Origin of the sequence: Rhodothermus profundi (assembly GCF_900142415.1) — a bacterium.
GTDB lineage: Bacteria > Bacteroidota > Rhodothermia > Rhodothermales > Rhodothermaceae > Rhodothermus > Rhodothermus profundi.
In genome coordinates this window covers 36,809-59,914 of record NZ_FRAU01000011.1, presented here as the reverse complement: position 1 = coordinate 59,914, position 23,106 = coordinate 36,809, and the positions used below count along the sequence as shown (strand labels likewise).

The 23,106-nt window shown below is 55.9% G+C and carries 15 protein-coding genes; 2 read left to right on the top strand and 13 right to left on the bottom strand.

The features are described from left to right. Window positions 1-4: 4 nt before the first annotated feature. The 8 genes from BUA15_RS13010 to BUA15_RS12975 all read right to left on the bottom strand — a co-directional run bounded on the left by BUA15_RS13010 (window position 5) and on the right by BUA15_RS12975 (window position 15,808). The gene (locus BUA15_RS13010; RefSeq protein WP_072716426.1) at window positions 5-1,030 is read right to left on the bottom strand and encodes a hypothetical protein; all 1,026 of its coding nucleotides are present in this window, start codon (window positions 1,028-1,030) and stop codon (window positions 5-7) included. Window positions 1,031-1,034: 4 nt separating this feature from the next. After that, a complete protein-coding gene (locus tag BUA15_RS13005) occupies window positions 1,035-2,003 on the bottom strand; it encodes a hypothetical protein (RefSeq protein WP_072716425.1) in 969 nt (322 codons plus the stop codon). 6 nt (window positions 2,004-2,009) lie between these two features. Next, window positions 2,010-3,197, bottom strand: coding sequence for a glycosyltransferase family protein (locus BUA15_RS13000; protein ID WP_072716424.1), 1,188 nt, complete (start codon window positions 3,195-3,197; stop codon window positions 2,010-2,012). Further along, entirely contained in the window at window positions 3,161-4,228 is a 1,068-nt protein-coding gene (locus BUA15_RS12995) for an NAD-dependent epimerase/dehydratase family protein (protein WP_072716423.1), read from the bottom strand. Before BUA15_RS12995 ends, BUA15_RS13000 begins: the two co-directional genes overlap by 37 nt. A gap of 28 nt (window positions 4,229-4,256) precedes the next feature. Next, a complete protein-coding gene (locus tag BUA15_RS12990; protein ID WP_245772052.1) occupies window positions 4,257-5,291 on the bottom strand; it encodes a glycosyltransferase family 2 protein in 1,035 nt (344 codons plus the stop codon). Window positions 5,292-5,508: 217 nt separating this feature from the next. Then, entirely contained in the window at window positions 5,509-6,453 is a 945-nt protein-coding gene (locus BUA15_RS12985) for an NAD-dependent epimerase/dehydratase family protein (RefSeq protein WP_072716422.1), read from the bottom strand. A gap of 204 nt (window positions 6,454-6,657) precedes the next feature. Continuing rightward, complete coding sequence (locus BUA15_RS12980) at window positions 6,658-12,819, bottom strand: malectin domain-containing carbohydrate-binding protein (RefSeq protein ID WP_072716421.1); 6,162 nt, start codon at window positions 12,817-12,819, stop codon at window positions 6,658-6,660. Window positions 12,820-13,021: 202 nt separating this feature from the next. Further along, the gene (locus BUA15_RS12975; RefSeq protein WP_072716420.1) at window positions 13,022-15,808 is read right to left on the bottom strand and encodes a choice-of-anchor D domain-containing protein; all 2,787 of its coding nucleotides are present in this window, start codon (window positions 15,806-15,808) and stop codon (window positions 13,022-13,024) included. Between the two features lie 306 nt (window positions 15,809-16,114). Between BUA15_RS12975 and BUA15_RS12970 the strand changes: the two genes are divergently transcribed. After that, on the top strand, window positions 16,115-17,617 hold the full coding sequence (locus BUA15_RS12970; protein WP_072716419.1) for an MBOAT family O-acyltransferase: 1,503 nt from the start codon (window positions 16,115-16,117) through the stop codon (window positions 17,615-17,617). 3 nt (window positions 17,618-17,620) lie between these two features. Then, window positions 17,621-18,715, top strand: coding sequence for a hypothetical protein (locus tag BUA15_RS12965; RefSeq protein WP_072716418.1), 1,095 nt, complete (start codon window positions 17,621-17,623; stop codon window positions 18,713-18,715). On the opposite strand, the gene BUA15_RS12960 is transcribed toward BUA15_RS12965, so the two are convergent. The 5 genes from BUA15_RS12960 to BUA15_RS12940 all read right to left on the bottom strand — a co-directional run. Beyond that, window positions 18,709-19,740, bottom strand: coding sequence for a glycosyltransferase family 2 protein (locus tag BUA15_RS12960; protein ID WP_072716417.1), 1,032 nt, complete (start codon window positions 19,738-19,740; stop codon window positions 18,709-18,711). The two genes, BUA15_RS12965 and BUA15_RS12960, sit on opposite strands and share 7 nt — an antisense overlap. Window positions 19,741-19,746: 6 nt before the next feature. Further along, window positions 19,747-20,706 carry an ATP-grasp domain-containing protein gene (locus BUA15_RS12955; protein ID WP_178139426.1) on the bottom strand — a complete coding sequence of 320 codons (960 nt, stop codon included), beginning with the start codon at window positions 20,704-20,706 and terminating at the stop codon, window positions 19,747-19,749. A gap of 39 nt (window positions 20,707-20,745) precedes the next feature. Then, the gene (locus BUA15_RS12950; RefSeq protein WP_072716415.1) at window positions 20,746-21,969 is read right to left on the bottom strand and encodes a glycosyltransferase family 4 protein; all 1,224 of its coding nucleotides are present in this window, start codon (window positions 21,967-21,969) and stop codon (window positions 20,746-20,748) included. A gap of 3 nt (window positions 21,970-21,972) precedes the next feature. Beyond that, on the bottom strand, window positions 21,973-22,932 hold the full coding sequence (locus BUA15_RS12945; RefSeq protein ID WP_072716414.1) for a glycosyltransferase family 2 protein: 960 nt from the start codon (window positions 22,930-22,932) through the stop codon (window positions 21,973-21,975). Then, window positions 22,925-23,106: sulfotransferase domain-containing protein (locus BUA15_RS12940; protein ID WP_143149626.1), on the bottom strand; the 182-nt coding region annotated here is incomplete at its 5' end. The genes BUA15_RS12945 and BUA15_RS12940, both read right to left, overlap by 8 nt.

The window sequence follows — 23,106 nt, the reverse complement described above, 5'->3', positions numbered from 1 at the left end:
GCATCTATTGTCGCCGTTTACGCCACCGTCGGTACCGATCCAGGGCCCAGAGCCCCAGTCCCTGCAGATGAGGATTGTTCAGCGTCAGCACCTGACAGAGCCGCCCAAAAGGCGTGCGGTAGTGCAGCCAGAAGTCCAGATTGTCCTCTTCCAACCTGTCGGCATAGCGACGGGCATACCAGACATACGGCTTGAGCTGCACGCTCTCGTGGAAGTATTCTCCACTTTCTTCGTGATGAAAACCGGGTCCTTCCAGCCAGGGATGAAACCCAGTGCAGTGAACAAAGTAAGGCCGCGCCAGGCGCAGGGCGTTCCGAATTCGATCCCGAGCCGTATAGGCATAAAAATGCCGATGATCATGGATGATCTCGGGCCCATATTTGAGAAACCGTACCGGGATCTCCACAAACTGTGTAATCAACAGAGCATCCAGCACCTCCTGATCTCCGTAAAGCGCGCGCGGCCGATCCACAAACCCTTGAAAATTGCGCTGCGCCTGTAGATACAGCTCATGCTGCAAATGCTTGCCCCAGCTCTCAATGAGCGGACGGTGCCGATAGGTTACGCGCAGCACGGCACTGTTCAGGCCCGTTTCCAGATCTCGTTTCTTCTTGTAGCCCCAGACCCGTGCTTTCTCTTCTCCCAATGCTGCGTCGTAATGCCGCGCCAGGTCTTCGGCAGCAACCAACACTTCTTCCGACAGCGTTTCCCAGAGTAGCTGGGGATTACGAATCATCATCAGATCCGCATCCAGCCAGATAAGCTCACCAATTCCCTGATCCATCAGGTAGAGCAACACCTCTGGTTTGGCTGACCAACCTTCTCCCCGGGGCTGCAGCCTGTGAAGCAGGGCAGAGGGAGCCTGACGACGAGCCCAATCGACCAGCGCTTCGGGAAGCTCGGGCAACACCACATGAAGCACATCGTCCGGAGCATGCTCAGCCGCCGATAGCATCAACAGCTTCAATCCTACTGCGTTACGGACAGGCCGGTCATCAAAGGTGACGTAATGCCGACGAGTTGTTGCCATAGGCTCAGTGCCGATGGTAGAACGTACCCACCGCTTTACTGGCCAGATAATTCAAGCGTCTCAGGCGCAGACGCAACGGCGAATAGAGCGGGATCGGTCTGTCAATATACTTCAAAAATTCAGCATCAGGTAGCGTGGGCAGGCGTCCGCGCTTTAGCAGCAGCCATAGAAAATTCTTTTTCCAGGGCTTTGGGGCATCTACGGCATGCGACATCGTGAAGCCGGCTCCGGTGAAATCCATGGCGTCGGTACCCATCACGCTGAGCGGCACCTCCGTTACCATCACGCTTAGATTCAGCATATCCTGATCGGCCACGTAGAAGGGGTGGCTCCGATCGCCAATATTGTAGCCCTCATAGTTTTTAAAACTGGAAATGTTAACACCCTCCTGGCGCAACGCTTCCATCAACGTCCGCCAGGCTTCCAGCAAAACGCGATGCTCACGGCGCACTCCGATAAATCCGCCATTATAGTATTCATTAGGCCACCGCCGCACCTCAAGTCCCTGGCGACAGGCAAACTGCTGCCATTGCAGACGAAACGGATGGGTAGCCGGCATGTAGGCATAGGCCCCGTCCAGGCAGAGCGCTACGCCACTATCGACCCATTCTTCAAAGAAAGACCAGCGGCACTTGACCACAATGTCTGGATCGAAATAAAACAATCGCTCGGCCTCCAGGCCATAGCGATCCCAGAGATCCAGCATGAAATACGGTTTATAGTTTGAAAAGAAAATGTCGATCTGAAGGGGCAAAAAACGAATAAGACAATTCTGCGCAACCTCCAGATCGTAGCCCTCCGGTGTTTGCCGCGCAGCGCGAGCCCAGGGCGGCAGCTTTCCCCGATATCCTACCCAGACGATTCCCCGAAAGCCGTGGCGGTAGAGAGAGTTCACCAACGCTCCTACCCCGTAGTGGTAATGCCCCTCAAAGAGGGTGCAGACGGCTGAGCGCGATGTAGAGATAGCAGTCATGGCCGCTCAGGCATTCGGGGCCGAGACTTCCTGTCCGGTAAGAAGCGCCCAGAAGCGGGCCCGCTGATCTGAGAGGCGGAAGCGCTCACGCGCCAGCCGCAACGCGCCAGCAACACACTGCTCCCGCTCTTCCAGCGCGCGCTCAATCCCTCGACTCAATGCGTCTGCATCTAACGCATGCACCTGAATGGCCGCGTTATAGCGGGCCAGCAGTTGCGCCGCGGCTGCATCGGCCGGACCATGATACAGGATCGGCAGCCCACTTCCCAGGTACGTTACCAGCTTGGTGGAAAGGCTGTAGCGCGTAAACCAGCGATATTGCTCGCCGAACGGCAGCGGTAGGTAGAGCACATCCACCCGCTCCAGGTCGCGCATTACCTCAGCCTCGGGAGCATAAGGTAATTCTTCTACAGGAACGCGTTTGGGGCGCGTGGGGGTACGACTTCCCCGCGTAACAAACGCAACCTGCCAGTCCGGCCGGCGAATCTGCAACCGATCGATGGCCTCGACCAGCACCCGAAAGTTGGGGTGATAGGACAGATGCAACGCGCCCATGAAATACACGACTGCTCGGTTGGCCGGACGCGGCCGCGCCCCCTCAGGCAGCTCCTCAGGCAATCCATCCGTAATCACCTCATAGGGCAGGCGACCAAACCACCGACTATAGGCCTCGCCCATGGCTTCTGAAATGACAATTCGCCCGGTGGCGCGTTGCCAGACGTAGGCCAACCGATCCATCAGAAAGTCGAGGCGCGGGTGCGTGGCCAGGTTATAACGCATATCATCGTGCACATTCAGGAAATAGGGCAGCCCGTGCCGTTCGGCTATCCGGAAGGCCAGCCAGAAATCTATCCCGTGCGGAATGGCATGAATCGCCGTAGCCCCGGCCTCCAGAATAGTCTGCTCCAGCGCCCGTTCAAAGGCTGGTTGTCGCCACTCAGCGATCCAGCGCAAATAACGCGCGAACCGGGTGCCCTCAAGACGGCCGAAATAGGGACGAGGCGGCAGATGCACTTCACGCCCAAACGGTGGCGGAGCCGGCGGACGCACGCCTGTGCAGATGCTCAGAAACGGCACCGGAGCCTTTTCAAGCAGCGCGCGCAGGATGCGTCCGCCGCCGCTACTGTCTCGCAGTCCAAATGGTTGCACAAAGGCAATCAGACCACCTGTTGGGCTTTCACGCGTTCGATCCATCCCTGGTAGATTTCTTCAAAAATGTCCGACAACTTTTTTGTAATATCCCACTCAGGATAGTGGGTTTTCATTTTCGTCAGGTCTGAAATGTAGCAAATGTGATCTCCCTCCCGGGGTTTATCCACATAATCGTAGATCATCTTTTTACCAGAAAGCGCCTCGATCATATCGAAGGCTTCCAGAATCGAGCAACTGTTTCCCCGACCGCCCCCCAGGTTGTACACTTCCGCCACCCGGGGCTCTTCGATAAAGCACTCAATAAACCGGGCTACATCGTAAGAATGAATGTTGTCTCGAACCTGCTTGCCTTTATAACCATAAATGGTGTATTTGCGGCCTGTCACATTGCACTTGATCAGGTAGCTCAAAAAACCATGCAGCTCTACGCCCGCATGGTTCGGCCCCGTCAGGCACCCCCCACGAAGACAGCAGGTCTTCATACCAAAATACCGCCCATATTCCTGCACCATGATATCGGCAGCTACCTTCGAGGCCCCAAAAATCGAATGCTTGGACTGGTCAATCCGAAACGTCTCCGGAATACCGTTGTAGTAGGCCGGGTCGGCATAGTCCCAGCGCTTTTCTAACTCCACAAGAGGCAGCTCATTGGGCGCATCGCCATAGACCTTGTTCGTGGACAGGTGCACGAACACGGCCTCAGGCGCGTAGCGCCGGGTAGCTTCCAGCAGGTTAAGCGTACCAACGGCGTTGACGTCGAAATCCTCGAACGGTATCTGCGCCGCCTTGTCGTGCGAAGGCTGCGCAGCGGCATGCACAATCGCATCAGGACGCAGGGTTTCGATCAGCTCCAGCACGCCCTGGCGATCCCGAATGTCCAGCTCATGATGCGTGAACCGCGGCAGCGTCTCTTCGAGCCGTCGCTGGTTCCAACGCGTGTCGCCCTCCGGCCCGAAGAAAAACGCGCGCATGTTGTTGTCCACGCCATGCACATCCCATCCTCGATGGGAAAAGTACGAAGCCACTTCCGAGCCAATCAGGCCCGAAGAACCCGTAACCAGAAGTTTGCGCATTCTGCTCATAGATATTCCTCCAGCGTAGTTACCATCCAAATAACTGCAACAGTTTCTGCACCGCGCGTACAGGAAGTTTGTGGCTTATGCCCTGCGTAGCCCGCAACCAGGCATGGATTGTCTTCTCAAACGGAGTGCGGGGATCACGAAGCTGCCCGTTATAGGACAATCCTTGCCGGGCGGCAAGCGTCCCCCAGTCCTGGTCCCATATGTTGAGCTTTCGAAAGCGCTCCGGACCGTGTTCAACCAGCAGCTTCAGCACTTCTTCGTCCCAGTAGTAATGGGAAGCCTTTGGAATCGACCGCATGTCGATTCCAAGCGCCTCATAGCCAGCCAACCACTCGGAGCGCACCGGTCCGGCCTGACGGATAGCGGCTTCCATATGATGATATTGCCGGAAAATCGTTACCGGTCGCTTTTCGGGGTGATGTAAGGCCTCCCAGACCTGATACCAGCGCTGCTTGCTCCGCATGCGGGCCCAGTCGGCGTACTGGTAGTGCAGCACTTTAATCTCATGGAAATACAGCGCTGGCGCATCTTCCGGGACAGGCACGCGCGGGCTGTGAATAGGGCGGCCTCGGTGCGGCGAACCGTCGTCCACAAACCCAAAGGGTTTATAGGAAGGGTCAATCCAGGCGCAGGAAACATTTGGACCAATGTTCGCCCACTGGAAATAAAGAACGGTACCCGGCGGCGCGCTCAGCAACTGCTGCCACTCCTTGCTCTCCATCCAGTTCGCCGAGAACATCTCGTCGGCATCCAGGGCGATCAGAATACACTGCCCCTGCACGGGCAATTCCCGGGCTGTCTGGATCAGTAGCTGCTGGCGTGCTCCCTCGTCGTAGGCATCATGTGGATTATCAACAAGCACGACTTTTTCAAACCGCCGGGCAATTTCGCGCGAGCCGTCCGTTGATTGCTGATCGGCGATCACAATATAATCAGCCCATGTCGAGGCGCACTGCAGAAAGCGCTCCAGAATCCACGCCTCGTTGCGCACCGGCGTCATGCAGATCAGCGTTGCTGGTTTTTCAGCCGGTTGCTGCACGCGCTTCGATTTCACGCTGTTAGGTTCTTTTCAGATTTTTACCTGCGCATTACACAAGCCCTGAGCTATCACGCCCCCTCTATCAAAGGAAACCGGCCTATAAGGGCTTGAGTCACCAGGCCGGGTCAGGATGTTTTCTGCTGCAGCAGCACTTCTGAGAGCTCCCTCAAACAGGGTCGGCCGCCAGTTGCTTCCCGGCAGGAAAAAGCCGTTGGCTGGCAACGGCGGAGAGTTATTGCGTTCGCACCGGTAAGCCTTCGTGCTGCAACAGCCGTGCCAGTCCTTCCCGCAGCGTTATTTCCGGCAACATACCCGTCAATTGCTGCAACCGAGTAGTATCGGCACGTTGATGCAGCTTATCCACGGCGCGAACCCGGTCCGGATCAATCCGGATAGTTATCTTCTGGCCCATCAGTTCACTCAGCGTCTCCACGATTTCCTCCGCCGAGTACTCCTGGCCAGTTCCCACATTGACGATCTCATAGCCTTCGGTTACACGCTCGCCCAGCGCTACCAGCAGGCGGGCTACGTCTTCGACGTAGATATAGTCACGTTTTGTGTGGATGTTACCCAGTTCGACCACCGGCCCCTGCTGGAGCGATGCCACAATGTGAGGAATCAAATGCGGGTTGGTTTCGAACGGCCCGTACGTGTTAAACAGTCGGGCGGCCACGCAGGCCATGTCGGTCGTGCGCGCAAACTGTTCCGCCACCTGTTCGGTGAGCAGTTTGCTCAGGCCATAAATATCAACCGGAGCGGGAGGAAGCGTTTCGGGAATCAACCCTTCCACACTGGGATAGATGGCACCACTGGATGCCACGATGGCCGTGCGCACGCCTGCCCGGGCGGCTGCGTTCAGCACGTTGTAGGTACCTTCCACGTTTACCCGCAGCGTCTCCTGCGGATGGGCGTTGCAGTAGGGAATAAAGTGCAGCGCAGCCAGGTGAAACACGATAACCGGCTGCGTCTCCTCCATAACCGCCTGCAGGGTCGCTGCATCCAGAATATCCGCTTCGTAGAAGTCAATGCGATCCGCAAATTCCAGCAGGTGGTCTACCGAACCGGCCTGCAGGTTGTCGTAAACAACGACCTGATATCCCTGCTTCAGACACTGAGCCACCACCCAGCGTCCGATAAACCCGGCACCTCCGGTTACAAAAACCCGCTGAGTCGTCATACAACTACTCGTCGCTGTTTTCAAAATTCGCGTTTATAGTTTACAGCGAAGTTGACCGCATGGCGCACGCGCTTTTTCGGCAGCACATAGGTCGTTCTGGCGCATTCAAGATGCGTCTTTTTGCACATGGTTCGGCGATGCCAATAGCTGACGCGACATGCGCGGGGGCGAGCCGGCAGCCCGCCCCCGCCTTCCATCTAAATGCTACCGAATCCTCATCATTCGCCCTACCCGGGTGTAGGTTTCGGAAAGGGTGCGCACGGTTACCCGATACAGGTAGGTACCTGAGGGCTCGCGGCGCAGGTCCAGACGAATGCGTTTCTGATAGCCAGCCGCTACTGGCTGCGTCAACCGGTACACGCGACGGCCCAGCAGATCAAACACTTCTACTTCCACCTCGCCGGGCTCTGGTAAATCAAGCACCAGGTAGGTCTCTGTTCGGAAAGGATTCGGGTAGTTTGCATGTAGCTGAATAGCATCAGGCAAGTCCGGTGTTGCCGGTTGCCAGACCAGCCGCAAGGCTGTTACCTGCGCATCTTCGAGCGCCAGCGTCTGGCCAGGCGTCAATACATGGGTGCGCCCTGGCGATTCATTATGCATTTCCTGAACGGTAAGCGTTCCTTCTCCAGGGGCATCAGCCAGCACCAGGCGCAGTGGAAACAGCTCAGGAGCAGCCTGAATCTGGAGCAGTGCTTCTGCACCGCCGGCCAATCGGCTGTCCCCGTCAAAGCGCACGTCAAACGCTTTGCCTGGCGGTAACGGCGGCAACAGATAGGCCGGGAAGTCCGTAGCGACCACCGGCTCTGTGGTCAGATAGAGCGTGCGCGAGCCCCCTGCTGCATTCTCTACTTGAATCACGGCAGCGTCCGAAGCTGCCGACAACGTTGTTGCAGCAACGGCAGCAGCCTGTTTACCCGGTGCATCGCAACCAGGTCGAATCATACCGGCGGCCGTCGCTTGCACCCAGTATCCCTGACCCGGGCTTAGCGCTGTAGCAAGCTGATAGCCAACCGCCGCACCCCCATACTCGTAGACCGTAGTGACCAGCCCTGCCGGATCTTCCGTAGCATCCAGCGGCAGGTTAATCGTGCAGGAGGGCACGGCCAGCAGATTCCACCCCGACTCCAGCCAATAGGTTGGATTGTTGATCGCATACCCCTGCACTGTTTGCGCAACCGTCTGGGTAGAGTTCAGCCAGTATCCGCGGCCGGGGACCAGATGCGTAGCCGCCTCGTATTTCCCTTCATAGGCAAACAATGCACCCGGCTCGGCGGTCGGAAACACAATGCCGAGCGCCCCATCGGCCACATCCAGAGGCAACCCGACCAGATTCCAGCCTGTTTCCAGATTGACGGAGGCATTTGTGAAGGCGGCTGCGGTCGGGGCCACGTACTGGATCACCAAGGTGGTCGGCGCTCCACTGTCGGCTACGTATCGATGCTGCGTCTTCATGTTGACGTCCACCTGAGTGCCGCCCCCTGTATCCTGCAAGCGGAAGCTACCGGGTGGCAACGTCAGCGGATTCCAGGAGATGACGACCGGCCATCCGCCCGTAGCTGGCTGGAATTGCAGGGTCCACTGCACCGCAGCCCCTTCCACTACGGAAGCCCGCACATCTTTGTACAGCGCTTCCCCTCCGTTGAGAAAGCGGGCTTCAAATGCCCCTGGAGGCGGCAGCGGCGGTGCCTTCTGGTCGTAGGCTGCATCAAACCCGTCCGTAGCCCCGTTTGCCGTGCCAAACGAAAGGATTCGGCTTTCTCCTGTCGCGTCCGTGACCGTCAGAGTAGCCAGGAAGTTGTCGGCCGAGGGCAGCTCGATAAACGTGGCCGTAATGTTCATATCGGTCGTTACCGTCACGTTTACCGGATTGTCGCTGCCGCTCAGATCGCCACTCCAGTTGCTGAAAACCCATCCGGCAGCCGGTACCGCTGTCAGTTGCACTACGGTTCCAGATTCATAAGCTGTCTGGTCTGGATTTTTAGTGACGGTTCCGTTCCCGACCGTCGTAATTGTCAGCGTATAAGTTGGCGTGCTGACGCCCTCACCGGTTATGGGAACGAGTTTTTCCTGATGGATTCCCGTCCCGTCGTGATAGTGGATGCTGAGCGTAGCGCTGACGGCACCAAGCGTAACCGGAGTGTACGTGACGGTAGCCGTGCAGGTGGCTCCCGGCGCTAACGTCCCACAGTTTGTACTCACCGTGAACTCGGTTCCCTGAGGTCCCGTCATAACCATTAGGATCTCTGTCAGATCGGCGGTGCCCTGGTTCGTCAGCGTTAACGTCTGACTGGCCGTTGTGCCGACGACCTGCTGCCCGAAGTCCAGGCTGGTGGGCGAAACAACCAGAACGCCTCGGGGACCTGAAGTCAGAATTTCAATAGCCGAAATTTTTGCATTGTTAACAAGAGGCGTAAACACAATGGTCAGGGCACCATCCGTTACCCCGATGCCATTGAACGTCTTAATCAGCGCCGTAGCAGGCGCACCAGCTTCAGCGATGATATCGAAGTTTGTCAGCACGCCCTGCCCATTTTCTACGTCAACATTGAAAACGCGCGAGCCCGGTCCTCCCGGCTTTTTGACCCCCCACCAGATCTCGGCAAAGTGCAACCGGACGTCATACACACCATTAGGCAGCGGAATCTCATAAACCATTGGACCGCCGTTCGAGTAGCGCTCCGTCTGATACAGCACGTCGTCCTGCGTACCGGCAATAGGCAGCGACAGGTTTTTGTACGTTTTGCTAGGTCCTGAGTAGTAGGCATCCGCGTCCCATACTACACCACTGGTAGTTACTGTACCATCTCCAGTGTTCAAGCGAATCAATGCAGCCGAAGGAGGCGGAGGCGGTGGCTCGTAGGCCAGCACCACGACATTAGAGGTGAGGCCGGTCATTCCATCTGGGTCTTCCACCACAGCGACAGCATAGTGAATACCACCGGCCGGATCCGATTTGGTCAGCGTCACGGGAATGTCAGCCGTGCCCGAAACATCCAGCGTAGCGGTGAAATCCTGCACCTGCAAGACGCTATTTGCATCGTAGGGCGCCACGTTATAGCCGCCTCCGGCCGGCTCAAACAGCGCCGCCTCAACGACCAACAGCTTCACGGTAGCGCCTACCGGTCCGTAGACCCGGAATATCTGATTCGGATCATTCACGGTGGTCGGCAAGCTGGCAAGCCCCACCACCTCCAGACGTGGCCGAGGGGGAGCGGCACTGCGCACCCAGGCCCGCGCCCCTCCCAGACTCCCATTTGGATGCCGAAAGAGCGGAACGCGATGCGTCAGACCATTACTGAACGTGATTTCCACCTCACTTCCTACCAGTTCGAGTCCAGATACACTCCCCGACCCACCAGGGCCAGGCTGCGAGGTGCCCTTGATACTGTTGGGATCTACATCGATAGAGAAGGTAAACACCTCACCGGGATCAAACTGGCTGAACTGAATCTCCAGCGTCTCATAACCATCACTGCCATCCACCCCATTGTGAGGATCCAACAGGGTATGCCCCAGCAGCCCTGTTTCAACCGCTCCGGAGTTCGGGGTAAATGGCTTGGCGACGTTGTCCCCGGCCAATCCATCCGGATCAAAGATCATGTCCGGCAGCATGCCCGAAGCCAGCCGAATCCGGACAGAGACGATCTGCTCCCCTCCTGTCGAAGTGTTCTGGATGATAAACGAGCCGTTAGCATACGTGCTGGCCCCCAGATTACCTGTGGGCGTCACTTCAACGATAGCCTGACTGGTCTGCAGTACCTCCTGCACGCGCAGGTAATCCCAGGTAGCTTCAAACGCCGTAGCGGAACTCCCCTGGCGGGCAAGTACCCCTACCGCCAGCCCCGACGGGATGCCCGGAGCTGCCTCGTAAGTACCCTGCACGACGGCCAGCAGGTTGCCCGAAAGAGCCAGCGGCGTTCCCACATCCTGCACTATGCCGTCATCCAATGCATAGCGAGGCTGCACCGTCCCGGCCTGTGGATTGACCTCCAGGAAGAATCTGACATGCGTGCTGCTGAGCGCTCCTGCTACCGGCACAAACTGTCGGGTCGCTACATCGCCTGTCTCATGGACTACCTCAATGCCCTCGCCGCCACTTTCAACGACCAGACCGATGTAGATAAAGTCCTGCTGCGTACCTGTCCCGATAAAAATACCCTGCGACTGTCCCACCTGGGGCGCACCGCTAAAGAACGGATTGTTTATTTGTCCCTCAACAACAAACGGTGCCGTAGTACTGCTGACCGCTACCCCAAACTGGAAGGCATACTGCTGGGTGTTGGCAGCACCTTCAGCATCACCAGGCGGAACAGCGACAATGGTCAGCAGTCCGGCTGTTCCGCCAACAATCAGATTGTTTGGATCAAACAACGTCAGATAATCTGCGGTGCCATTGGTCATCAACCCCGTCAGGCCCACACCGAAAAAGCCCGTTCCTGGATCGTTATTAAAGAAGTTGTAGAAAACCGGCAGCGGCGTATTCCATCCATTGCTTGCGTCAATGGCAAAGGGATCCGCCGTGTCGGGCAGGGTGTCGTTGTCGTCGTCCGGATCGTTGAGATCCGAAATCAGATCGCCATCCGCATCTGCTGGTTTGCTGGCAGCCGAGCACGGGTCCGTTCCATTGTCGATTTCGTCGGCATTGGTGTAGCCATCACCGTCCTCGTCCAGCGTGGGGTCGTAACTACCCGAGCATATCAGGAAATCGTTCGGTTCAAGGACGGTAATGGTGTTTGATCCATAGTTGGCAATCCATATCGTGCCCGGAAATGGAGCATTATCTCCGAGCGCAGTGACATCCAGGGGAATCGACCCAAACCCGGAGGCCAACACTTCTTTTGTGAGGACCTGCTTACCATCTGCGCTCAGCTCGACACGATAGAGGTTACCATCAAAGGAGGCCAGCAGCAGGTTTCCCTGAAGCGCTCCGCCAAAGTTCGAAGCCGTGTATTCGGTGATGCCGTTTGTCGAAGACGTAAAGGTTGTCAAGGCGCCATCTGCTACGCCTGGCTGGCGATAGTCGCACTCTGCAGCATATGCGAGAGCGGGCGGCACGGGCGGCCAGTCAACAGGCAGGCGCGGATCCCCCGGCCCATACCAGACTGAGTCTTTGAACAGGCCGGCTCCTAGCGGATTGCCGCGAATCGGGTTCGGATGGCCCGCGTAGTAGCGCTCACCGGGTTGCACGTAGTTGGGATCCCCGGGAACCAGCTCTCGGATAAAGTGCAGATTGTCCAGGTTATTGACCTTGGGGTCGCCTCCCGGTCCGGGTCCGGTCGATCCGGGCTCACCCGCCAGATATTTATTTGTGCACTGCCCAACGGTAGTCTCCGCAGGATAATCGGCTTCGCCATCCGGGTGCCCTCCCCATCCTCCATTTGCTCCATTATCTACGGCATACATGCGACCGTTACTGGTGATCACCAGATCATAGGCGTTCCGAAAACCGGTGGCGTAGACCTGAACCGGGCCTGTCGGATCCCATTTGGCCTGGTTTAATCCGTCATTTCCGCCAAAGGGATCATTGATATCCACCCCGTCATATCCGGGTAGACTTGGGTCATCAATACCATTTGCATTCGGACGCGTCGGGTCGTCCAGCGTCGGCAGATCGTACACGTACTTGTTATCCCCACTACCCTGAATAGGCATCGCCTCCAACGCATTCAGATCAACCGACAGAATAGCGGCTGATAAGGCATACTCTATGGTAAACCCGAAATTGTTCGACGGGGCCCCGGCGTTTGTATGTCCTCCTATTGCGATATACAAGGTATGGGTAGTGGGATCATAGGCCATCCCATTGGGCGAATGGTTTTCTTCGCTGCGCGGCAGCCCTCGCACCAGATCCACCTTATCCCAGTAGCCCGCCGGATCATCCCGGCTGGTTCCTACCCACGTCAGACGAGACAAAATACCGGAGTTGGTATCTAAGTTGAGATCCTGTCCACCGCCTCCTGCTCCAATCCGGGGATCACTCGAAGTAACATAAATAACAGGATTGCTCGGCGTGCCCACTACCAGAATACCGGTTACCTGCCGCGTCGTGACCGAAGGATTCAGCGTACCATCATCATCATGATTGGGAATGTTTTGAATCAACGTAATGGTCTCCTGGTTGATGACCTGGTAGGTAGCCGGCCCCGTTCGCTCCACCGTCAGCACCAGGATCAGGCCATTCTGCTGGGCCACGTAGAGCCGACCGTCCGGTCCAAACTGCAGGGATGTGGGATTTTTTAACGAGACGCCCTGAAGGTCGGCTGCATTAAAGCTTATTGTCTGTCCCCGGACCTGTTCTGAGCCGGTCCACAGGCTCACGCTCAGCAAGATCACGAGCAAATAGAGCACCTGTAATCGCTTCCGCATAGCACCTGACACCCCTAAGATGAATGAATAATGAATATGTCATATTAGATAAGCGCAAACCTCCTCCGTAGCACGCGTTTCCCAGAAGATGCCATAGAGGTGCTCTGGCTAAAAAGCGGCCAAGCCACAGGCGCATCCTGCGCTTTCAGGATACGCCTGTTTGCCCATCTCAATGGCAGTTTTGGATTTAAGCCATTTGATATCAAGGAAGAATGGTCACGGTGCGCGTGAGCGTCTGCTGGTGCATCTGTGCCCGGCATAAATAGCGACCGGCGGCCAAACGGCTCCCCTCGATCACAAAGCGATGCGTTCCGCTCGCAAGCCATCCTTGATAGATAACCTGAACCGGCCGGCCCAGCAGATCATACAGTACTAAACGCACCTGTTGCGCCTCAGGCAGAACGAGCTGAACGAAACCTTGCTGGCGAATCGGATGGGGCAGCACGTCCAGGATTGGCCGGGAAACAGGCCCGAATGGTTCCGTGGCGGTTAGATACTGGCGAATCTCAAAGGTAAGCTTCAGCCCCTGTCCGGCCTTGCCTTGCCCATTTGCTTTCGTATACGGCACGGCCTCCACTACATAACGCCCGAATTCATAGGCCCAGCTTTTGTAATCCCCTGCAACATCCCCTGCCAGCGTAAACGGGGGTACATTTTCCGTACGTACCTTCACCCCATTTTTCCAGAAAACAACACTGCCCACGCTGCCAATGACATCCGCCCGGATATTAATGGCTGCCGGCAGATTTTCCACCCACAGCACCGTATCAGGGCGCAACACCGCCACGTCGGTGTCGGTCTGCGCATCCACCAGCACGAAGCGCGTCACCACCGGAAGCTCGACAGCAGGTTGTCCGGTCCCCGATAGCGCAACCGTGACGTGCACCCCCTGCTCGGTGGCTATGGTCAGGGAGCCCTGGTGCTCGCCTTCCCGGTAAGGCATAAACTGAATGGTAAGGCGTAGCGTCTGCCCGGCCGCAAGCGTTAGCGGCAACGACGGCGAAGACACAAGTGCAAAGGCGGTTGTATCGTTTCCCTGGAAACGCAGCGCGGTCAGAGTGAGGGTGGCCGTGCCTGTATTACGCAGGGTCAGGGAGCGCTGCACCGTTGTATCGAGCGCGACCTCCCCAAAATCCAACTGCTGCGGATCCACTGCTAGCGCCGCCGTTGCTCCCGAGTCAGCCCGCACCAGCAACACCACCCAGTCCTGTCCGTCCTGAGCGGGCGGGCGCAGGGTAACGGTCTGTCTCCCAGAGATTTGCTGAGGATCGGTCTGCTGGAGATCACCGCCGTTTCGGGGATCAAACCAGTAGACCGTATAGGTGCCTTCGGGGGCCATCAGCGTTCCACTGCCCTGAGGGAAATAGACAGCCGCTCTCTTCCATCCCGTTGCATCAGGCTGCACCAGCACGTAAGCGTCCGGCGGAGCTCCCACAGAAGTTGCGGCAACAGGCTCCATTTCCCAGAAAGGAAGATGCTGTAGAAAAAACTGCCGGGCAAAGCGCGTGTAGTCCCAGAGCCGATCCCTGCTGCGAAAATCTTCCAGATCCAGATCATTATGCGGGCGCTGATAGCCAAAGTACCACTCTACCCCTCCCCCACCGGCCATCAGATTCGCCCAGAGCGCTTCCTTGCGGCACGCGTCATGGTTGTTGTCGGGGCCATCCGGTGAGCACCCGACAGCGGCATTGCCCGGCTCATCCAGCATCACGACCCAGGGACGTCCGGCTGCGGCGCTGCGTTCAATCCAGGTGCGCGTGGCTGCATACCCTCCCGCCATTTTGCTGAGCTGCAGAGAAGGCCCCTCCAGATAAGGATATCCCAACAAGGGCCCATAAACCTTTTCATGATCTCTGGGAAATGTATGCACGACGATCGGATGATCATAGGGATCCAGACTCCGAATGTATTGCGCAAAGGCCTTGCGCTGCGCCGTCGTATTCGTGTTTTCCTCTCCCAGATTCCAGATCAACGCGAGATGGTACCCAAACCGGGCGACCAGCTCTCGATAGTAAAGCTTCCGCGTTACGCCTAAGTTACCGCCGTCCAGCAACTGGTCATTTTCCTGTTCCTGAGTAATCACGTGCAGCAGGATACCCTTTCGCTGCATGTGTCGAAAAACGATATCCCACTGCGCCAGCTTGGAGACGTCAAAGCGGTACCGTTCGTCGTAGGAAGTCCAGGGATAGACTTCGCGGCCATCGCCATTTACATTCATCGTGAGAAAATACAGCGAGTTAACCCCTTCCCCGGCCAGATAGTTAATTGCTCCGATAATTCCTTTTCCAAGGCCGTCCTTCCAGGTAGGGTCGCCGCTATTCCAATCGGACAGATGGGGAGCGTAGCGATGAAGCCCATTGGGCAAGTCGTTGGCAGCACCGCCATGGTCTATAGTATTGTCAAAATCGGCATAAGCCAGGAAATTCTCGGGAGAGCCGGCTCCGCCCTTCAGAAAATAGGTTCCATCCTCAAAGCGAAAGTAACGCTCCCCTACGTAGCGCAGGATGCCCCGTGCCCGGAAGTCAGGGGGCGCCTTATCCGTCTCACCAATGGTGAACGTCCCTTCCAGCCCATCGGGAGGGATCGGCGTCCCTGCATCCGGCTTCAGCGAAATGGCTACCTGAGGCCCCTGCCGAAAAGAGACCCGAAACCGATAGGTGCCGATCTGCGAAGGGGTAAAATGGGCCTGCCAGACATTCCCCGCGGTGGCCGATGTATTGGCCGCATCCCCATCGGCTGCGAAGAAGCCAGGCACAACATAGCGCCGGCCATCGGGCGCCGTAATTTCTACGTTAAAGCGATAATCCAGAAAGGGATTCGGGTCCCCCTGCTCATCTGCCTGAGGCCCATAGACCTGAATGGTGATGGGATGCCAGCGTTTCTGCTCTCCTAGAATTTCATACCCCTGTTGCGCCTGGCTTTCCCTTTCGGTATAGCCTCCTATGATCCCCACCAGGAGGATCCACCGCCACCACGCACGCACACGCATGAGCTTTCGGGTCTGTATCCATTCAACTTCCTGCCCCACGGGACGCCCAAAGCCACCAAAGCCCGTTCCGGCCGCCTGACGTCCCGTTTTCCTCACCTAGGTCGGATACTTCCGAAAGCAGCGGTTTCTTTCCGCCACCTTCACCCGCCCAGAGATGTGCCGGAAGGATACAACCTCCCACCTGAAAGTGCCAGTCCCTCCTATAAAGATCGGATGAGTTTCTGCCGCTACCTTGCGCCAGAGGAGGCAGCCTAGCGAGCAGCGCCTTGCTAACTTAAGATTGGCTTTTCTGAAACGCGCGAGGTCATGCTGTTCAACTCGCTAGACTTTCTGCTCTTTTTGCCGCTGGTCGTTGCGCTGTACTACGGTCTGCCAGCACGCTTTCGCTGGCTGTTGCTGCTGCTCGCCTCGTATGTCTTTTATGCCTGGTGGAAGGTCGAATACCTGCTGCTCATTGTGGTCTCCACGCTGATCGACTATCTGTGCGGTCGGGCAATGGGGCGCTGCACCACGCGGCAGGCTCGCCGACCGTTTCTGATCCTGAGCCTCGTTACCAACCTGGGGCTCCTGGCTACCTTCAAATACCTGGGATTCTTTGCCGATGCGCTGGAAGCATTGCTGGGGCTACTGGGGCATCCCACCGAGGTCCCTACGCTCGACGTGCTGCTACCGATTGGCATCAGCTTTTATACGTTTCAGACGCTCAGCTACACTATCGATGTGTACCGGGGCACGCTCAAACCAGAACGCCACCTGGGGTACTTTGCGCTATTTGTCAGCTTCTTTCCGCAACTGGTAGCCGGCCCCATTGAACGCGCCCGCAATCTGCTGCCTCAGCTCCACCATCCCCGAAAACTGCACGCTGCCTACCTTCGCACCGGGTTCTTTCTGATTCTCTGGGGGTTCTTCAAAAAAGTAGTGATTGCCGACCGCCTGGCGCTCTATGTCGATCCTGTCTTTGCGCACCCTGCTGCTTATAGTGGGACGCATTACTGGATTGCGCTCTATTTCTTTTTCTTTCAGATCTTCTGCGACTTTTCAGCCTATTCAGACATTGCCATTGGCACTGCCCGAATTTTCGGAATTGATCTGATGGAAAACTTCCGCCGGCCATTTGCGGCCCGTTCCATCGCCGAATTCTGGCAACGCTGGCACATCAGTCTGACCACCTGGTTTCGCGACTATGTATATGCGCCGCTGCTGCGCAGCGGGGGACGCCGCTCTAAAATTCGCTGGTTTGGAAGTATCTTTATTGTTTTTGTACTGAGTGGCCTCTGGCATGGCGCTGCCTGGACCTTTGTGCTCTGGGGAGCGCTGCATGGGCTGTATCTGATTGTGGGCCTGCTGACGCGTCCGGCGCGCCGCACGTTCTGGCAACGCGTGGAACAATGGGCGCGTCAGCTCGCACCTGCCCCCGCTCATGCCGCCGGAATTCCTAGATTGGCCCGGATTATCCCTCGTCTGCGCAATGGTCTGGCCGTCCTTACCACCTGCTGGCTGGCCATGACCAGTCTGATCCTGTTCCGGGCCAGTTCCGCAGCAGATGCTGCGCATATCGCAACCCATCTCTTTGATCTCTCCGGAAGCTTTGGACTGCCTGGCTTCTCATTTACCGACTGGATCGTCAGCCTGGGATCCATTGGACTGCTGGAAGCTCTTCAGTGGATCGATGCCCACGTTGTTCGACTGGAGACGTGGATCGACACTGCTCCTCGCTTGCTGCGATGGAGCACCTACTATTTCCTTATTCTGCTTGTACTGCTGTTTGGCGTCTTTGACCGGCGTCCGTTCATTTACTTTCAGTTTTGAACCATGCGGCTGCGGCAACTTGTCGTCAAAGCCCTCGGATTCTTCCTGCCGCCTCTGGTGGCAGTAGAACTGACCATTCGGTTGCTTACGCCGAATGGTCCCTTTGCGGGAGTGCAGCGACTCGTAGACTTTTACCATCCCTTGCGCACTGGCCAAACACCAGTCCATTACCTGTTCATTGGCAGTTCCCGCGTGGCGGCCGCGGTCGACGTGCCCACGTTTCGCGAAGTGCTGCGCCCCCATGCCGCAGCGGCCAACCTCCCGCCTCCCCTTTACATCTACAACCTTGGCCAGGGATATTCAACGCTGGCCGAGCACTATCTGGCGCTTCGGTGCCTTCCAGATTCGCTCCTGACTGGAACCGTCCTGCTTGTCGGACTGAAGCACGGCGTGCCTCCCGGCGATCTTTTTACGGACACCTGGGACGGTCTCTGGGCGGATCCACGCTGGCCGCTGCTCCTTTCTCCTATCCTGCGCCTTGAGGACCTGCCGACCTTCTGGTGGCAGGCCGGCGATGCAGTGCGCGACAAGCTCGTCGTAACGGCTGGCCTCTTCTTGCACAGCGTACGCTACGGGCGCTTTATTCGCGGGAAAGTACGGGCGTTGATCGAGGACTTGCCCCGTCGCCTGGGACTCCGCCCGCCTGTTTCATCTGCTCCACCCTCCCTGGCTCCCCGAGGAGGCATTCGGACCGACAGCGCCGGAATTGCTGCCATTCGCCGCCTGATGCTCGAACAAATGCAGCATCTCAATGCATTACGCCCTGACAGCGTCATTCCAGACTGGGATCAGACGGTCTTTGCAGACCTGGTGCGTCTGCTCCAGCGGCGCGGCGGGCGCGTCGCGGTCTTCAACGTCCCGCTCACTTCCTGGCATCGACTGACCGACCGTCCTACACCCGAAAAAATACATTCTTTCCGCCAGTGGGCCTACGCGCACGACATGCTTGTACTTGAGGTGCCTGCCACGTACCCCGACGAAGCCTTCCCGGATCTGGTTCACCTGGCCGATGCCTACGCCCCAGACTTCACCCGCAAGCTGGCAGAAGTCTTTCTGCAGGCAATCACCCAGGAGATTGAAGCCGGATCCGCTTATTGACGCCCTCCCCGAGAGGCTCGGCGCTCAGATAAAAGTAGCCGTGCTTTGAGACGGGATACAATTTTATAGCAGGTCATTTTCAAACAAAAGACGATATAGTCACAAATTATCACAGGATTATTTACCACAAATTTTAATTTACGATAAAATGGGCGATTACAGAGTTTTCTCTTGAAAAGCGCATATCGTATGAGCTTTAACAATCTTTTAGATCGCTTTTGAAGCGCTGCTTTAACAGCACTATTTTCCCTTCCATATTTATCAATCAGAAATTGATTCACTCTATATCGATTTATATTTCCCTGTAGATTCGACACAGAAAGACTGATACTTTGCGGACGACCTTCCAGATAATAATAATGAGCTTCAGGTATCAGAAGCAGGCGGGCACCATGCATAAGGCATTCGAAATAGAACACCGTATCCTGGCTTACCATAACCTCTTCCCGCCATTTCAGCGCATGCTTTGTTATAAAAGCGTGTCTGATAAGCGGCTTTATCAGACCAAGCCTTGGATTTCGAGGCCCGGGCATATTGCCCAGAATAAACTCAACCGGTGTAATAAAACGAGGAAGCGCTTTCAATAATCGTTTAGAAAAAAGGGTACGTTGTTGATCAAATTTTTGCCCCTCGCTTATGTTATCAAATTTATAAAAATCAACCAGATATATATTATCGGCGATCATGTCTGCCCCCCAGCGTTCGGCAAGCCGGATCAAACGTTCCAGCCGCACCGCATCCATCCAATCATCAGCGTCCAGCCAGGCAATCCATTCTCCCTGCGCTACCTCCAGGGCAGTATTGCGCGCGCAGGAGGCGCCGCGACGTTGTCTATGTCGAATGATGCGAATACGGGAATCCTGCCAGGCTAGTTGCGTCAAAATAGCATAAGTATTATCCGTGGACCCATCATCCACAACAATTATTTCCAGATCTCTTAAAGTTTGAGACAACACAGATGACACGGAAAATCGTATATATTTCTCAACGTTATAGGCAGGTATAATTACCGAACATTTTGGCATAACAAATCAGGTGATTTGCAAAAATTTCGCATTATAGATTCCTTTCTTTTTTATCAGTTCTACAAATCCTTTACAGAGCGCTTTCATCAATACATGAGCCTCATCAGGATCCTTACTCAGGAAATAATCTAAAGTTTTATCAATGGCTGGAGTGTTATTGACATCTACAATATAAATCTTTCCTGTCCTTCTGTCTCTTAAAACATCCATCTCTCCATAATCCAGATTCATTACTTGAGCTACTTTTATAATCTTTTCCAGCTCTTCTTCCGAAAAAACCTCATAAGGATAGGCAATCTCTCGAAATATCACATTTCTCCCAAATCTTTCGTCAATCTGTTTATATTTCTTCCAGATAATTGGGATCATATCTCCAAAAACAGGTACCCTGAAATCTACAGCCAGTCCCGTCTCTGGATCTATGCTATCAACAAGACGTTGATATACTTTATCTTCCTCTGTTTTAGATAACGGCCCTTTTATAATTCGACCATCATGAGCAAAATTTTTGTTTGATTTCACAACCATCATGCCTTTGTATCTTAAAGGATCAACAGAAATAGAATATCCAAAAACATCAAAAAATATCTTTGAGATATACGCTTTACTGATATCTATACAATCCGCATTAATGACTGGTTTATCTCGCAGGGATGCTGGCAGCGGATCTGTATAGGTTGCATCCTTCCACTTGACAACTAAATCATACGCTTTATCAAGCTCGTACACTATCCTAAATCCAAGCAAAGTGATAATTTTATATATCGTATAGAATTTTGCCAGTCTATTAGGATAAAACAGAATGCACAACTCAGGCCTGAAGAGGTTTTTTACTATATAGATATTTTTTACACATTTTACTTTGCTATTCAATCTTACGCCCTGCCTTATATCATCCACAATACGCCACGCATATCTCAACCTACATCTCATGCCGTCAGGAAGCACCTTGCCAATCCTCCTCACGACGGCAAAACTGCCTTTTCCTGCTCGTCGGAACATCCTCTACCCACCTGCCCGGTCTGTACAGTCTGCATAAATCCGCTCCAGTACATTAACCAGCGCTTCCCGGGTATAGCGCTGCTGCACCAGACGCCGTCCATTCTCTCCCAGCGCATGCGCCTTTTCAGGTGCCTGCAACAGATGCAATAATCCCTCTGCAATCGCTTCGGGCGTCTGCGCCACTACTATACCGGCTTCATTGCCTTCGATTAACTCCCGCAATCCCGGGGCTGGCCCGCCTACTACTGGCTTTCCGTAGCTCCACGCTTCCAGATAGACGGCCGGCAGGATCTCATGGCGCGAAGGCATGCAGAACACATCGCAGGCCGCATAGGCATCTGCCTTCTCCTGCTCGTCCACCCGGCCCAGGTAATGCACCCGCGCATCTACCCCGTCAAAAATGCGCCGTTCCTCCTCCGACGCGGGCCCGATAAACACAAAATGCACCTCAGGGCGCCGGGCCCATACCAAAGGAGCTGCCTGCACCAGGGCCGGAGCTCCTTTGTAGTCGTTCATGCGTCCGACAAACAGCACGATCGGTGCCTTTCCCAGTCCATGCCGCTTCCGAAAGCCGGCTCCATCGGCCTGCTCGGGCAGCAACGGCACTACCCCGTAGAGATGTACCTTCTCGGGGGGCACCCCCAGGCGTTCAACGAGCACCTTTCGGTCGGTCTCCAGCAGGGCCAGCACGGCATCGGCTGCCTGCCAGTGCCGGGCATCGTCCGGTCCATCGCCATACTGCCCCGGATGCACATAAGGTGTCACCACGAACGGACGGCCCAGCGCCCGGGCCACCTCCTGCGCCGTCCAACCCAGGTAATTTCCAGCTACCGAATGCACCACCTCGGCCCATTCGATGAAAGGCCGCAACCGGGGAGCAAAGACGCGTCGAAAGAAAGGATACCCGAAACGCCGCAGCGTATGGTAGCGACGCGCCAGGAGCGGCACCGCCCGCACGCCAATAGGCAACATACGCAGCCGGTCCCAGACACTGGGAGTAAGCGCATGCACGGGCACGCCTTCGTCTTTATAGGACTGGCCACGGGGTAATAGCAAACTGTCACCCAGCACGCGCAGCCGCACCGGCAACCGCACGTCGCGAAGGGTTGTGGCAACTACCTGCACCTTGTGCCCGCGACGGGCCAGTTCATGTACTACCAGGCGGGTCTGCGTCTCGACCCCGCCAACGAACGGGTGGTACCGCTGCGTAACGAAAAGAATACGCATGTTTTAGTACATCCAGCCCCACTCGTACGGTAAAAACGAAGTCAGATAACGGCGAACACCCGCAATAATATTGCGAATACCAGGCACTACCCGCCGGCTTCGCAACTGCCGCCACCCGGCCTGCACGCTCTTCCAGGCCCCCACTCGCCCCATACTCAAATGCCAGGAACGCAAAACTTCCGTGCGCTCACGCGACGGCGGTTGCGCGCGCCAGTACTGCACCCATCGCCGCATCAAACGGGCCGTCTGCTGCAACGCAAACGCTAAATTCTTCGTAGACTGCTGACTGTGCATCCGATAATACACCAGCACCCGAGGCACTACATGCAACTCACTGAAAAGCGCAATCTTCATAAACAGGTCGCGATCTTCTGCGGGCTGAGGCACCGTCTCATCCCATCCGCCTACCTGCTCAAAAATCTGGCGCCGCATCAGGGTATTAGATGGAAGATTTACCGGATCAGCCATTACCGTGTAAAAAGGTATGCGGCCCTGGTAGTCCATTCCAAGGCGGCGAAATCCCAGGAGCGTCGGCACAAAAGCATGGGCTACAAATAGTTGCGGCGCCGCAATTGTCCTATCCTCTTCATCAATTCGCGTAAACCCACAGAAAACAGCGCCAGCCTCGGGATGCTGTTCCAGATAGGAAGTCAGAGTCTGAAGCATTTCGGGATGCAGCATATCATCCGCATCCAGAAAAAGCAGATAGCGTACAGAGGGGCTAAGCTCCTGGACTCCTCGATTACGTGCCCGACTTACTCCCTGATTCTCCTGTTGTACCAGACGAATCCGCTCATCCTGCGCTGTCAACTCTTCCACAAGGACCGCCGAAGCATCTGTGCTGCCATCATCTACAACTACCAGTTCCCAGTCGGTCCAGGTCTGTCGCTGAACGCTTTCGATGGCCCGCAGAATATAGCGTTCCTGATTATAGCAGGGAATAACTACCCCAACTTCAGGCATTGCGATGCTCCTCGGGTGTTGCTGTTGTCAGGGTCCAGTTGTTATCTGGTTCGTAGCCCAAGCGGACAACCAGATCACCAAATTTCTCTTTGAAGGCGGCCACGTGTTCTTCGGTAAAATGATTCCGCCAGTCGCCCGGCTGACCCTTCCGATAATGACTCCGCACATCCTCCT

What these genes read in the sequence shown, in the direction of transcription:
- BUA15_RS13010 (WP_072716426.1), bottom strand. Translation starts at nt 1,030, where the DNA reads ATGGCAACAACTCGTCGGCATTACGTCACCTTTGATGACCGGCCTGTC.
- BUA15_RS13005 (WP_072716425.1), bottom strand. Translation starts at nt 2,003, where the DNA reads ATGACTGCTATCTCTACATCGCGCTCAGCCGTCTGCACCCTCTTTGAG.
- BUA15_RS13000 (WP_072716424.1), bottom strand. Translation starts at nt 3,197, where the DNA reads ATGGATCGAACGCGTGAAAGCCCAACAGGTGGTCTGATTGCCTTTGTG.
- BUA15_RS12995 (WP_072716423.1), bottom strand. Translation starts at nt 4,228, where the DNA reads ATGCGCAAACTTCTGGTTACGGGTTCTTCGGGCCTGATTGGCTCGGAA.
- BUA15_RS12985 (WP_072716422.1), bottom strand. Translation starts at nt 6,453, where the DNA reads ATGACGACTCAGCGGGTTTTTGTAACCGGAGGTGCCGGGTTTATCGGA.
- BUA15_RS12980 (WP_072716421.1), bottom strand. Translation starts at nt 12,819, where the DNA reads ATGCGGAAGCGATTACAGGTGCTCTATTTGCTCGTGATCTTGCTGAGC.
- BUA15_RS12975 (WP_072716420.1), bottom strand. Translation starts at nt 15,808, where the DNA reads ATGCGTGTGCGTGCGTGGTGGCGGTGGATCCTCCTGGTGGGGATCATA.
- BUA15_RS12970 (WP_072716419.1), top strand. Translation starts at nt 16,115, where the DNA reads ATGCTGTTCAACTCGCTAGACTTTCTGCTCTTTTTGCCGCTGGTCGTT.
- BUA15_RS12965 (WP_072716418.1), top strand. Translation starts at nt 17,621, where the DNA reads ATGCGGCTGCGGCAACTTGTCGTCAAAGCCCTCGGATTCTTCCTGCCG.
- BUA15_RS12960 (WP_072716417.1), bottom strand. Translation starts at nt 19,740, where the DNA reads ATGCCAAAATGTTCGGTAATTATACCTGCCTATAACGTTGAGAAATAT.
- BUA15_RS12950 (WP_072716415.1), bottom strand. Translation starts at nt 21,969, where the DNA reads ATGCGTATTCTTTTCGTTACGCAGCGGTACCACCCGTTCGTTGGCGGG.
- BUA15_RS12945 (WP_072716414.1), bottom strand. Translation starts at nt 22,932, where the DNA reads ATGCCTGAAGTTGGGGTAGTTATTCCCTGCTATAATCAGGAACGCTAT.